The 12,587-nt window shown below is 62.7% G+C and carries 15 protein-coding genes and 1 other RNA gene; 10 read left to right on the plus strand and 6 right to left on the minus strand.

Annotated features, from left to right (window positions below):
• Positions 1-27 precede the first annotated feature (27 nt).
• From fba to tkt, 4 genes are all read right to left on the minus strand, one after another.
• The gene (gene fba, locus MJ639_RS15650) at positions 28-1,116 is read right to left on the minus strand and encodes a class II fructose-bisphosphate aldolase (protein WP_243374774.1); all 1,089 of its coding nucleotides are present in this window, start codon (positions 1,114-1,116) and stop codon (positions 28-30) included.
• 123 nt (positions 1,117-1,239) lie between these two features.
• On the minus strand, positions 1,240-2,430 hold the full coding sequence (locus MJ639_RS15655; protein ID WP_243374776.1) for a phosphoglycerate kinase: 1,191 nt from the start codon (positions 2,428-2,430) through the stop codon (positions 1,240-1,242).
• 13 nt (positions 2,431-2,443) lie between these two features.
• A complete protein-coding gene (gene gap / locus MJ639_RS15660) occupies positions 2,444-3,451 on the minus strand; it encodes a type I glyceraldehyde-3-phosphate dehydrogenase (RefSeq protein ID WP_243374778.1) in 1,008 nt (335 codons plus the stop codon).
• 42 nt (positions 3,452-3,493) lie between these two features.
• Complete coding sequence (gene tkt, locus MJ639_RS15665) at positions 3,494-5,428, minus strand: transketolase (RefSeq protein ID WP_243374930.1); 1,935 nt, start codon at positions 5,426-5,428, stop codon at positions 3,494-3,496.
• A gap of 245 nt (positions 5,429-5,673) precedes the next feature.
• Between tkt and MJ639_RS15670 the strand changes: the two genes are divergently transcribed.
• On the plus strand, positions 5,674-5,967 hold the full coding sequence (locus MJ639_RS15670; RefSeq protein WP_243374780.1) for a DUF4164 domain-containing protein: 294 nt from the start codon (positions 5,674-5,676) through the stop codon (positions 5,965-5,967).
• Between the two features lie 3 nt (positions 5,968-5,970).
• Positions 5,971-6,345 (plus strand): cell division protein ZapA, encoded by a 375-nt coding sequence (locus MJ639_RS15675; RefSeq protein WP_243374781.1) that lies wholly within the window; start codon positions 5,971-5,973, stop codon positions 6,343-6,345.
• 35 nt (positions 6,346-6,380) lie between these two features.
• On the opposite strand, the gene MJ639_RS15680 is transcribed toward MJ639_RS15675, so the two are convergent.
• Positions 6,381-6,725 carry a hypothetical protein gene (locus tag MJ639_RS15680; protein WP_243374783.1) on the minus strand — a complete coding sequence of 115 codons (345 nt, stop codon included), beginning with the start codon at positions 6,723-6,725 and terminating at the stop codon, positions 6,381-6,383.
• A gap of 172 nt (positions 6,726-6,897) precedes the next feature.
• Entirely contained in the window at positions 6,898-7,182 is a 285-nt protein-coding gene (locus MJ639_RS15685; protein ID WP_243374785.1) for a hypothetical protein, read from the minus strand.
• 199 nt (positions 7,183-7,381) lie between these two features.
• Between MJ639_RS15685 and ssrS the strand changes: the two genes are divergently transcribed.
• From ssrS to MJ639_RS15725, 8 genes are all read left to right on the plus strand, one after another.
• A non-coding RNA gene (gene ssrS, locus MJ639_RS15690) (6S RNA) lies at positions 7,382-7,537 on the plus strand.
• Positions 7,538-7,541: 4 nt separating this feature from the next.
• Complete coding sequence (locus tag MJ639_RS15695) at positions 7,542-8,126, plus strand: 5-formyltetrahydrofolate cyclo-ligase (protein ID WP_243374786.1); 585 nt, start codon at positions 7,542-7,544, stop codon at positions 8,124-8,126.
• A gap of 9 nt (positions 8,127-8,135) precedes the next feature.
• Complete coding sequence (locus tag MJ639_RS15700; RefSeq protein ID WP_243374789.1) at positions 8,136-8,957, plus strand: TIGR00282 family metallophosphoesterase; 822 nt, start codon at positions 8,136-8,138, stop codon at positions 8,955-8,957.
• A gap of 186 nt (positions 8,958-9,143) precedes the next feature.
• Positions 9,144-9,839 (plus strand): exopolysaccharide biosynthesis protein, encoded by a 696-nt coding sequence (locus MJ639_RS15705; RefSeq protein ID WP_243374791.1) that lies wholly within the window; start codon positions 9,144-9,146, stop codon positions 9,837-9,839.
• Between the two features lie 126 nt (positions 9,840-9,965).
• Entirely contained in the window at positions 9,966-10,712 is a 747-nt protein-coding gene (locus tag MJ639_RS15710; RefSeq protein ID WP_243374799.1) for a YebC/PmpR family DNA-binding transcriptional regulator, read from the plus strand.
• Between the two features lie 2 nt (positions 10,713-10,714).
• Positions 10,715-11,218, plus strand: a complete 504-nt coding sequence (ruvC, locus tag MJ639_RS15715; RefSeq protein ID WP_243374801.1) for a crossover junction endodeoxyribonuclease RuvC — start codon at positions 10,715-10,717, stop codon at positions 11,216-11,218.
• A gap of 170 nt (positions 11,219-11,388) precedes the next feature.
• Positions 11,389-12,006: a Holliday junction branch migration protein RuvA gene (gene ruvA, locus MJ639_RS15720; RefSeq protein WP_243374803.1), complete on the plus strand. Its 618-nt coding sequence runs from the start codon at positions 11,389-11,391 to the stop codon at positions 12,004-12,006.
• Between the two features lie 2 nt (positions 12,007-12,008).
• Complete coding sequence (locus MJ639_RS15725; RefSeq protein ID WP_243374805.1) at positions 12,009-12,521, plus strand: hypothetical protein; 513 nt, start codon at positions 12,009-12,011, stop codon at positions 12,519-12,521.
• The last annotated feature ends 66 nt before the right edge of the window (positions 12,522-12,587 follow it).

Consider the following 12,587-nt stretch of genomic DNA (forward strand, 5'->3'; position numbering starts at 1 on the left):
AGGATTACGGCGAAAGCCGGGTCGGTTTTACTCAGCCGCCTGACGGCTGGAGCCGAAGGTCGGGTCGAGTTCGCCGGAGGCGTAGCGCTTGGCCATCTCGGCGAGCGTGAACACGCGCTTGATCTTCGAGGCCTGGCCTGCGGTGTTGAACTCCTGCAGGCGCTGCTTGCAGAGCTTCGTCATCGCGTCCATGGCGGGCTTGAGATACTTGCGCGGGTCGAACTCGCCGGGGTTCTCGGTCAGGATCTTTCGGATCTGGCCGGTCATCGCCATGCGGTTGTCGGTGTCGATGTTGATCTTGCGCACGCCATGCTTGATGCCGCGCTGGATCTCTTCCACTGGCACGCCCCAGGTCGGCTTCATCTGGCCGCCATACTGGTTGATGATGTCCTGCAGATCCTGCGGCACGGAAGACGAGCCGTGCATCACGAGATGCATGTTCGGGAGCTTCTTGTGAATCTCCTCGATGATGTTCATCGCGAGGATCGCGCCATCGGGCTTGCGGGTGAACTTGTAGGCGCCGTGCGAGGTGCCCATGGCGATGGCGAGCGCGTCGACCTTCGTCTCGGCCACGAACTTCACGGCCTCGTCGGGGTTTGTCAGAAGCTGATCGTGCGAGAGCTTGCCCTCGGCGCCGTGGCCGTCCTCGGCCTCGCCTTCACCGGTTTCGAGAGAGCCCAGCACGCCGAGCTCGCCTTCCACCGAGATGCCGCCGAGATGGGCCATCTCGACCACCTTCTTGGTGACGCCCACATTGTAGTCCCAATCGCCCGGGGTCTTGCCGTCGGCTTTCAGCGAACCGTCCATCATCACCGAGGTGAAGCCGGCCTGGATCGCGGTCATGCAGGTGGCGGGCTCGTTGCCGTGGTCGAGATGCACGCAGACCGGAATATGCGGATAGATCTCGGTGACCGCGTCCATCATGTGCTTGAGCATGACGTCGTTAGCATAGGAGCGCGCGCCGCGGCTCGCCTGGATGATCACCGGCGCATCGACCTCGCTGGCGGCTGCCATGATCGCGAGCGCCTGCTCCATGTTGTTGATGTTGAAGGCAGGCACGCCGTAGCCTTGCTCGGCTGCGTGATCCAGAAGCTGCCTCATGGTGATGCGGGCCATCTCGTCCTCCGTATTGGTTTTAGCTTTATAAGCGTCGTCAACCTGAACCGGCGATTAAGCGTCCCGAGCCTGTCGCATTGTTTCTCCGACGAAGCGATAAGCCCTTCGTCGGAGGATGCTCACTTAGACTCGCAGAGCGTCCACGCCGGGAAGCGCCTTGCCCTCGAGCCATTCGAGGAAGGCGCCGCCTGCCGTGGATACATAGGAGAAGCTTTCCGCAACGCCAGCGTGGTTGAGGGCCGCAACCGTATCGCCGCCGCCGGCGACGGAAACGAGCTTGCCTTCCTTGGTGCGCTGCGCCGCGTGACGGGCCGCTGCCACCGTGCCCTGGTCGAAGGGCGGAATTTCGAAGGCGCCGAGCGGGCCGTTCCACACCAGAGTCGCCGCGTCGTTGATGGCGGCGTTGATGCGCTCGACCGACTGCGAGCCCACGTCGAGAATCATCTGGTCGTCGGGGATCGCGTCGATGCCGTAGGTCTGGTTATGCGCGCCGGCCTTGAACTCGTAGGCGCAGACGCCGTCGACGGGAAGGATGATCGCGCAGTTGGAAGCGCGCGCCTTCTCGATGATGCGCATGGCGGTCGCGGCGAGGTCCTTCTCGGCGAGCGACTTGCCGACATTCAGGCCCGTCGCATGCACGAAGGTGTTGGCCATGCCGCCGCCGATGACGAGAGCGTCGACCTTGGTCACGAGGTTCTCGAGAAGATCGATCTTGGACGAAACCTTCGCGCCGCCGACGATGGCGACGACCGGACGCTTCGGCGCCTCGAGGCCTTTCGTCAAAGCGTCGAGTTCCGCCTGCATGGTGCGGCCGGCATAGCCGGGCAGCACGCGGGCAAGGCCTTCCGTCGAAGCATGCGCGCGGTGCGCGGCCGAGAAGGCGTCGTTCACGTAAAGGTCGCCGAGCTTCGCGAGTTCTTTCACGAAGGCCGGATCGTTCTTCTCCTCGCCCGCATGGAAACGGGTGTTTTCGAGAAGGAGAATGTCGCCGTCCTTCAGCGAGGAAACGGCATTTGCTGCGGCTTCGCCGATGCAATCATCGGCGAAGGCCACGTTTTTCTTGAGGTGCTGCGAGACCGCTTCCGCAACCGGCTTCAGCGACTCCTTCGGGTCGCGTCCCTTCGGGCGTCCGAAATGGGCGAGCAGGATCACCTTGCCGCCCTTGTCGGAGATTTCACGGATTGTGGGAAGCACGCGCTCGATGCGCGTGGCGTCCGTCACCCTGCCGTTTTCCATGGGAACGTTGAGGTCCACACGGACGAGAACGCGTTTACCTTTGACGTCGGCTTGGTCGAGCGTGCGGAAGGCGGTCATTGAGCAGCCTCCCTTAGATGAGCTTCGCCATGGCGATGGCCGTGTCGGCCATGCGGTTCGAGAAGCCCCACTCGTTGTCGTACCAGGACAGCACGCGCACGAAGTTGCCTTCCATCACCTTGGTCTGATCCAGGTGGAAGACCGAGGAATGCGGATCGTGGTTGAAGTCCGACGACACGTTCGGCTGATCGGTGACGCCGAGAACGCCCTTCAGCGAGCCATTGGCCGCAGCCTTGATGGCGTCGTTGATTTCCTGAACGGACGTGCTCTTCTTGGCCACGAACTTGAAGTCGACGACGGACACGTTCGGGGTCGGCACGCGGATCGAGGAACCATCGAGCTTGCCGTTGAGCTCCGGCAGAACGAGGCCGACGGCCTTCGCTGCACCCGTCGAGGTCGGGATCATGTTCAGGGCGGCAGCGCGGGCGCGGTACAGATCCTTGTGCATCTGATCGAGCGTCGGCTGATCGTTGGTGTACGAGTGGATCGTGGTCATGAAGCCCTTCTCGATGCCCACCGTCTCATGAAGCACCTTCGCGACGGGCGCGAGGCAGTTCGTGGTGCAGGAGGCGTTCGAGATGACGATGTGATCCTTCGTCAGCTTGTCGTGGTTCACGCCATAGACGACGGTGAGATCAGCGCCGTCGGCGGGGGCCGAGACGATGACGCGCTTGGCGCCGGCGGTGAGGTGCGCGGAGGCCTTCTCCTTCGAGGTGAAGATGCCTGTGCATTCCATGGCGATGTCGACGCCGAGTTCGCGGTGCGGCAGAGTCGCCGGATCCTTGATCGCGGTGACGCGGATCTTCTTGCCGTTGATGATCAGGAACTCGCCCTCGACCTGCACGTCCGCCGGGAAGCGGCCATGGACGGAGTCGAAGCGCAGGAGGTGGGCATTCGTTTCCACCGGGCCGAGATCGTTGATGGCAACAACCTCGATATCCGTGCGGCCGCTCTCCACGATGCCGCGGAGGATGTTGCGTCCGATGCGACCGAAACCGTTGATCGCGACCTTCACCGTCATAGTCTTAACTCCCTTGTGTTGAGGCTGAAGCCTCCATCAGTTTCAGAGATTATGCGTCCTGAGAACTTTTTCCGCTACTGCCTCGGGCGTGATGCCGAAATGCTTGTAGAGGTCCTTGTAGGGCGCGCTCGCGCCAAACCCATGCATGCCGACGAAAATTCCGTCCGGGCCGATCACCGAATCCCAGCCGAAGCGAACGGCGGCTTCCACGGCGACCTTGATCGGCGCATCGCCGATGATCTCGTGGCGCACCTTCTCGGGCTGGGCCAGGAACAGGTCGAGCGAAGGCACGGAAACCACGCGGGCCTCGAAATTCTTCTCGGCCAGCAGCTTCTGGGCGGCCAGCGCGATCTCGACCTCGGAGCCCGAAGCGAAGATCGTGGCGCGGGCTTTGCCGTTGGCGGGCGACAGCTCGTAGGCGCCGGTGGCGGACAGGTTCTTCGCGCCGCCTTCCTTACGAACCTGCGGTAGGTTCTGGCGGGTCAGAGCGAGCGTCGTCGGGCTCTTGGTGTTCTCGAGGGCCATTTGCCAGGCTTCCGCCGTCTCGATGGCGTCCGCCGGGCGGAACACGCGCATATTCGGCATGGAGCGGAGAGCCGCCAGATGCTCCACCGGCTGGTGGGTCGGGCCGTCCTCACCCAGACCGATGGAGTCGTGGGTCATGACATAGACTGCCGGAATGCCGGCGAGAGCCGCGATGCGCATGGCCGGACGGGCGTAATCGGTGAAGACCAGGAAGGTCGCGCCGGCGGGCACATAGCCGCCATGGAGCGCGATGCCGTTCATGGCCGCCGCCATGCCGTGCTCGCGGATGCCGTAATGGATGTAACGGCCCGCGTAATTGCCCGGCGAGATGGCGGTGAGGTTCTTGGTCTTGGTGTTGTTGGAGGGCGTAAGATCCGCCGAGCCCAACACCAGCTCCGGCACGGCCTCGGTGATCACCTCGAGCGCGATCTCGCTGGCCTTGCGGGTGGCGACGTTCTGCGGCTCGGCGACGAGCTTGTCCTTCAGCTTGGCGACAGCGTCGGCCAGAGCCTGCGGACGCTGACCCTTCACGCGGCGCTCGAACTCGCCGCGCTTGTCGGCGGAGAGGGCCTTCAGGCGGTCGGTCCAGGCCTTGCGCAGGCGGCGGCCCTTCTTGCCGGCCTTCGCCCAGGCTTCCTGGATGTTCTGCGGAATCACGAAGGGCTCGTGGCTCCAGCCGTAGGTGGCCTTCGCGCCCGCAAGCTCCTCGGCGCCGAGCGGCTCGCCGTGGGCCTTTGAGGTGCCGGCCTTCTTCGGAGCGCCGTAGCCGATGGTGGTTTTGCAGGCGATCAGGGTCGGCTTGTCCGACTTCTGGGCGCGCGAAATGGCGCGCTGGATTGCCTTGGGGTCGTGACCGTCGATGCGCACCGCGTTCCAGCCGCAGGCCTGGAAGCGCTTCACCTGATCGACCGAGTCGGCGATCGAGAGCGGGCCGTCGATGGAAATCTCGTTGTCGTCCCACAGGACGATCATGCGGTTGAGCTTCAGGTGGCCGGCGAGCGAAATCGCCTCCTGGCTGATGCCTTCCATCAGGTCGCCGTCGGAGGCGAGTACGTAGGTGTAATGGTCGACGAGGTCGTTGCCGTATTCGGCGTTGAGCATGCGCTCGGCGAGCGCGAAGCCCACAGCCGTGGCGATGCCCTGCCCGAGCGGGCCCGTGGTGGTCTCGACGCCCGGCGTCATGAAGTTTTCCGGATGGCCCGGGGTCTTCGAGTCGAGCTTACGGAAGTTCTTCAGCTCCTCGATGGTCATGCCCTTCACGCCGGTCAGGTGGAGCAGGGCGTAGAGCAGCATCGAGCCGTGGCCGGCCGAGAGGATGAAGCGGTCGCGATCCGGCCAGGTCGGGTCGGCGGCATCGTATTTCAGGAACTTGGTGAACAGCACCGTGGCGATATCGGCGGCGCCCATGGGCAGGCCGGGGTGTCCGGATTTGGCTTGTTCGACGGCATCCATGGCGAGGACGCGCACGGCGTTCGCCAGATCGGAATGGGTGACGCGATCGGCGGTAGCGGTGTTCAGCACGGCGTGATCCACAAATTGTGTAGCCCCGCGAAGGGGCGGGTCTGTCTGGGAAAAGGCGTGGGCTCCTTAACACGCGGGGACTTCGAGTCAAAGGCACCAAGGGGCTTAATCCTCTGATGAACCGTTGCTCGCGGAGGCTGTCATGACTAGGCTCGACAGCGATTCCCGGAGGCAGAATGACGTCCCCCCTCGACGACGCGATGAAACGGCTCGATGCGGCCCTGGGGCTTCTCGAAGCCTCCGTGTCCCGCCGTTTGGACGCCGAGAGGCGGAAAGGCAGCCTGGAGACCGAGCTGCAGCTCATGCAGGAGGACCGGTCCCGCCTCGCCGAGGACCTGGACGGGGCGCTCACCCGCCTTCAACGCTACGAGGTCGCGACCGACGATGTGAGCCGGCGCGTTCAGCTTGCCATCCACGCCGTCCAGAACGTGCTGGCCCAAGCCGGGCAGCCCGTGATGGAAGAGGGCTGACCGATGGCCCAGGTGACCGTCATCATCGCCGGACAGACCTACCGGATCGCCTGTGCGGATGGCGAGGAAGCGCATGTGGAGAGGCTTGCCGCCTCTTATGCCGCCAGGATCGAGGAGATGCGCGGGGCCTTCGGCGCGATCGACGACCTACGCCTCCATGTCATGGCTGCCATGAGCCAGGCCGACGAGCTGCATGAGGCCAAGAGGCGGCTGGCTGTTGCGGAGGCCGAGCTGACTCGACTCAGGGCAGGCGGTTCGTCCGGTGACGAGCGCCTCCATTCCGTTGAAGCGCAACTGGCGGAGGGGCTGCACAGGGCCGCCGAGCGGATCGAGCAGCTGGCGCGCAGCCTGAATGCGCCCGTGAGGGCAGAGGAATAGGGCTGACACAGCAGCCCTATCCGTTGCGATGCGGATTACCGCCGTCCTTCGGTGATGCTGGGGCAGGGCAGGTACATGCCCGAAACGACGATGCCCTTCAGCCATTCCATCTTCCGGGCGCGCGTGCCGGCCCAGCGGTCGACGCCGACGCACCACTGAATCAGGGACGGGGCTACGCTGTATTTCGTGCCGAGAAGGGCGGAAACCTGCGTGATGCCCTCGGCGCATTCCACCGACTGGCAGAGGTTCTGCACCTTGGCCACATCGATGAGCCGCTCCCGGCCCATGGACGTGGTCCATTCCCAGAGGCCATAGCCGAGGCCGACGAGGATCACGAGGCCCAGGAACCACTGGACCGGCTTGGGGATGAAGTTCAGCATTTTATTTCGACCTTCGAAGTTGCTTTGCGTAACCCTGTTACGTTGCGTGTCTCTTCGAAGTCGAGAGGCGGATGGGCTGATTCCACATCAATTGAGTAGACGTCTTCTGAATTCAAAAGACGTCATCCCGGATCGGCTCATGCCGTCCGGGATGACGCATTATGCATGATGTCTATGAGGGAAACGACAATCTGTGCTGGCGCTGCCGGAGCGTTGCCAGAAGCTCCACATAGGGGCCTCGCCTCTCAGCGTAGGCCGCCCTGATCTTCCTCTCGATATAGCCTTTGAGCTCCTGATTGGCGGCGCTCTTCTGCAACTTGTCCAGCTCGACCTCGTGCTCAAAGTCGATATTGCCGATCATATGCAATACTTCCCGCATCATGGCGTCGATGCGGGGAGATCCATTATAGTTTCGTGACGACAGTTCTTTGTAATTGTTCGGTTTAAGATGAGCCATGGTTCCTCCCTGAGCGATGGCACATCCCCCACAGGTAGAACTATAGTCTATGACCTTAGGGAAAGACATCGGAATTTTCCCCGAGGCGTGTTTTGCCGCACGCGGGTCCGGGTCTTCGGTGTTTCCAGGCTTCTGAATATCTTGAGGCCGGTCTCACTTTCCCCTTTCAACCCATCCGCTTCCTCCCTACATAAGAAAGGCGGGGCTGCGGGGCGCGTTAGGAGTTCATATTCCCCGGGGCCTTATCGATCCCAACGGGAGCTGTCCCTGCCCGGTCCGTGGACCGGAACATATGGCGCCCACCTACTTTGTAGGTTCCCGGGATCGCTTCTCCGACGGCTTTTGTGGCTCCGCACTCCATGCATTCTTCTCCTCCTCCGGTTTTGAAAGAGCAGCTCCGCCAGGAAGCGCTCGCCCGCCGCGACGGGCTCGACAAGGCGTTTTGCGAGGAGGCGGCCCAGGCCATCACGGCCCAGGCCCTCGGCCTTTCCGATCTTCGAGAAATCACCCCCGTTGGTGGCTATTGGCCGATCCGCAGCGAGGTCGATCCGCGTCCCCTGATGGAAGCGCTCCTGGAGCGCGGGCAGGACGTGGCCCTCTCGCAAATCCTCCATCCCCATTTGAGCTGGCGCCTCTGGCAGCCGGGCGACGTACTAGTCAAAGGCGGCTTCGGCGTGCGCGAGCCCGGCCCCGATGCGCCGGAGGTTTTCCCGAAATGCCTCATCGTTCCGCTCGTCGCCTTCGACCGAAGGGGAGGGCGCATCGGCTACGGCAAGGGCCATTTCGACCGGGCCATCGCGGCGCTCGAAAAGCAGCATCCCACCTTGACCATTGGCCTCGCTTATGCGGTTCAGGAGATCGAGCAGGTTCCGGTCGAGGAGCATGACCGCCTGCTCGACGTTGTCATCACGGAAACCGAGATCGTTCGGACCAAGCCTGCTTAAGGGACTATCATGCGCCTTCTCTTCCTGGGTGACATCGTCGGACGCGCCGGCCGCAATGCCATGATCGAGCGGCTGCCTGGGCTTCGTGAGCGCTGGAAGCTCGATTGCGTGGTGATCAACGGCGAGAACGCTGCCGGAGGCTTCGGCATCACCGAGGCGATCTGTGACGAGATCCTGAATGCGGGCGCCGATGCGGTCACCCTCGGCAACCATTCGTGGGACCAGCGCGAGACCCTGGTCTTCATCGAGCGTCAGCCGAGATTGCTGCGGCCCGCCAATTATCCGCCCGGCACGCCGGGGCGCGGCGCGAACCTCATCGATACCCGCTCAGGCCACCGGGTCCTCGTGGTGCAGGTGATGGGCCGCCTTTACATGGACCCGCTCGACGATCCTTTCGCCGCCGTCGATCAGGCGCTGGAGGCTTGCCCCTTAGGTCAAGTGGCGGACGCGATCATCGTCGATATCCATGCCGAGGCCACCAGCGAGAAGGAGGCGATGGGCCATTATCTCGACGGCAGGGCAAGCCTGGTCGTGGGCACTCACACCCATGTGCCGACCTCGGATCACCGGGTTCTGCCCGGCGGCACGGCCTATATGTCGGATGCGGGCATGTGCGGCGATTACGATTCCGTGCTCGGCATGCAGAAGGAAGAGGCGATCCGCCGCTTCATCCAGAAGACCCCCGGCACCCGCCTGGAGCCGGGCCTCGGCGAGGGCACGCTCTCCGGCATCGCGGTTGAGACGGACGATAGGACGGGCCTCGCGGTCCGCGTGGCGGCGGTGCGGATCGGCCCGAACCTGGAAGAAACTTGGCCCCGGTTCTGGGATTAGGCGTGCTTTGTGTCATCCCCGGCGAGCCGTAGGCGAGGGAAGGGGATCCACGGTCAAGCTCAGCGTGTGGGTGGATTCCCTTCCCCTCCGCTTCGCTCCGGCCGGGAATGACACTGAGAGGAAGCGCATCCCCTCCCTTTACCTAAGCCAGCCTCGTCCCCATTTGAAGCGCCACGGAGGACGAAGGTGGACGCCAAGACAGAGCCTGTGAGCGCTAGAAAGCGCAGCTATCGCGAAGACAGCGAATTTCATCAGGCGCATGAACACCAGAGTGTTTCCGCCGTCCTGCGTGCCGTCGTCGAGGAGGCCAAGGGCGACACGATCTCTGTTCGGGAGATCATCGAGGCCCTCGGCGACCGCGCCTTCGGTTTCGTGCTGATCCTTTTCAGCCTCCCCAACAGCATTCCGGCTGTGCCCCCCGGCGTCGCCGGGGTGTTCGGCACCCCGGTTCTGATCTTCGGCATCCAGATGCTGCTCGGCCACAAGCGCCCCTGGTTGCCGCAATTCTTCATGCGCCGGGAGCTGTCGCTCGAAAAATTCCGCAAGTTCATCGATGTTGCCGAGCCCAAGCTGCAATGGCTGGAGCGCTTCTGCAAACCGAGGCTCACCCAGCTTTTCGGGGTGGTGGGCGACCGGGCGGTGGGGCTTTTCGCGATCCTCGTAGCCTTATGCGTGCTTATTCCTTTTCCAGGCACCAACATTCCGCCCTCTGCGGCCCTGGTCATCATCTCCATCGCGGTGATCGAGGAAGATGGTTATCTTCTGATCTTAGGCTCTCTTATCGGCCTTGCCGGCATGGCCTACACCGCCACGGTGCTCGGCGCCTCTTATCACCTGATCCTGGCAGCCATTCACAACATGCCGGGCTGGTTAGGGTTTTAAGGAAGAGTGTAGCAAGGGGCTTGGCCTGAAGCCCTTCGCCGCCTTATAAGCCCTTCATCGTCAACATTCATGCGCCTGACGAGCGCCCGGGCAGGGCAGCTCTCGGCCGCTTTCCCGGAGGCCCCGATGGCCGGACATTCACAGTTCAAGAACATCATGCACCGCAAGGGCAAGGCGGATGCCGTACGCTCCAAGGTGTTCTCCAAGCTCGCCCGCGAAATCACCGTGGCGGCCAAGATGGGCATGCCCGACCCCAACATGAACCCGCGCCTACGCGCCGCGATCCTGGCTGCCCGCGCCGAGAACATGCCCAAGGACAACATCCAGCGCGCCATCAACAAGGCGGCGGGCAATGACGGCGAGAACTATGACGAGATTCGCTACGAGGGTTACGGCCCCGGTGGTGCTGCCATCATCGTCGAGGCGATGACCGACAACCGCAACCGCACGGCCTCTGACATTCGCTCCTACTTCACCAAGAGCGGCGGCAACCTCGCCGAGACCGGCGCGGTGTCCTTCATGTTCGACCGCGTGGGCTATGTGGAGTTCGGCGCTGACGTGGCCGATGCCGATGCCATGCTGGAAGCCGCCATCGAGGCCGGCGCCGAGGACGTGGTGTCGACCGAGAACGGCCACGAAATCTATTGCGAGCAGACCTCCCTCAACGAGGTGACCAAGGCGCTCGAGGACAAGTTCGGCGAGCCGAAGGCCTCCAAGCTCGTGTGGAAGCCGCAGACCCCCGTCGCCGTTGACGACGAGACCGGCGAGAAGCTCATGAAGCTCATGGAATCGCTGGAAGAGCACGACGACGTGCAGAACGTCTACGGCAACTTCGAACTCTCCGAAGCACTCATGCAGAAGATGGCTGGCTGAATGTGAGCGAGCGCGTCCGCATCCTCGGCCTCGACCCCGGCCTGCGCAACACGGGCTGGGGCGTCATCACCGTCGAGGGGACGAAGCTCTCGTTCGTTGCCTGCGGGGTCGTGACGTCGGACGGCGATCTTGATCTCGCTTTGCGCCTCAAGCAGCTCCATGACCGGCTGACGGATGTCATCCGCACCTGGACGCCGGACGAGGTCTCGGTGGAAGAGACCTTCGTCAACAAGGACGCGCAGGCGACCCTCAAGCTCGGCCAGGCCCGCGCCATGTCGCTTCTGGTGCCCGCGCTCCACAACCTGCCCGTGGCAGAATACGGCGCCAACCAGGTGAAGAAGACCGTGGTGGGCGCAGGCCATGCCGACAAGCAACAGGTTCAGGCCATGGTGAAGATCCTGCTGCCCAAGGCCGACTTCAAGAAAGCCGACGCCGCCGATGCTCTCGCCATCGCCATCGCCCACGCGCATCATCGCAAGGCCCGCGCTTTGGCGGCGAGCTTCTGAGATCATCTGAAAAGGCGTCATCCCGCACGAAGCGTAGCGCAGATCCTGGATCGCGGTGAGAACAAAGCGCGACCAAAGGCTTCCCTTTCAGGGGAAACAGTGTTTTATCCTGCACACGATCCTGGGTTCTGCTCCGCAGCCCCGGGATGACTATCAGGGGGCGGACTGACGTGATCGGCAAACTCAAAGGCGTGGTGGATTCCTACGGCGAGGATTTCGTCATCATCGACGTGCATGGGGTCGGCTATGTGGTCCATTGCTCCTCCCGCACGCTTCAGAATCTGCCGCCTACGGGCGAGGCGGCGGTGCTTTCCATCGAGACCCATGTGCGCGAGGACATGATCCGTCTCTTCGGCTTCAAGTCCGATGCGGAGCGCGAATGGTTCCGCCTGCTCCAGAGCGTGCAGGGCGTGGGCTCCAAGGTGGCGCTGGGCATCCTCTCCGTGCTCGATCCCGCCAGCGTCGCCACCGCCATCGCCACCGGCGACAAGGCTTCCGTCGGCCGCGCCCCCGGTGTCGGCCCCAAGCTTGCACAACGCATCGTCTCCGAACTCAAGGACAAGGCCCCCGCCTTCGCCGCCGTCGACCCGGCTCTCATCCGCCTCACCGATGCAATCGACGACCGAAGCGCTCCCGCCCCGGTGGCCGACGCCATCTCGGCGCTGGTCAATCTCGGCTACCCTCAGGTCCAGGCTTCAGCCGCCGTCGCCGCCGCCATGAAGCAGGCCGGCGATGAGGCCGAGGCGAAGACGCTGATCCGACTGGGCTTGAGAGAACTGGCGCGCTAATCATGGCAGGCAGACCACGAGATAGCTCTTTGGCCTCTCAGAATAGCGCATTCAAGACAATGTGCTTATCTGTATTCAAGAATTACTGCGCTTTTGGTCCTGTGATTGGCGTTCTATCTGCATGGATTTATAGCGTTATATTAACTGATGTTATACGTGCTCTTCTTGATGGAGGAGCGTTCGTCTTTATAGTTGGCTCCATATTATATTTTTTTGCTCCGACGTTTGCTGCATCTGTCGCCATATCACTGGTCTTAAGCGCGCTGGTAGTGGCGATAAAGAGCCTCAAGACAAGATATGAGTGGTTCTACGTCTCGTTGGCTGGGATCATGCTTGGGCTTTCGATCCCATTCGTTCTGGACATTTGGGATGGTCATTTCGATCTTACGCTCATGGCGGCAGAAGAAATGAATGCGGTCGGCTTGCTCGTGTTTGTCTGCTTTGTGATTGCGACATCTTGCTGGCTCCTTGTCCGTCAAGATGAACGTAGCGCCTCTAGGGATGCTCAGCCATAAACCCTAAACGTTCCTGTTTTGATCCTGTTAAGAATGGCGTATTAGTGTCTCGCCGCCTATATGAAG

This window comes from Microvirga solisilvae (genome assembly GCF_022808595.1).
GTDB lineage: Bacteria > Pseudomonadota > Alphaproteobacteria > Rhizobiales > Beijerinckiaceae > Microvirga > Microvirga solisilvae.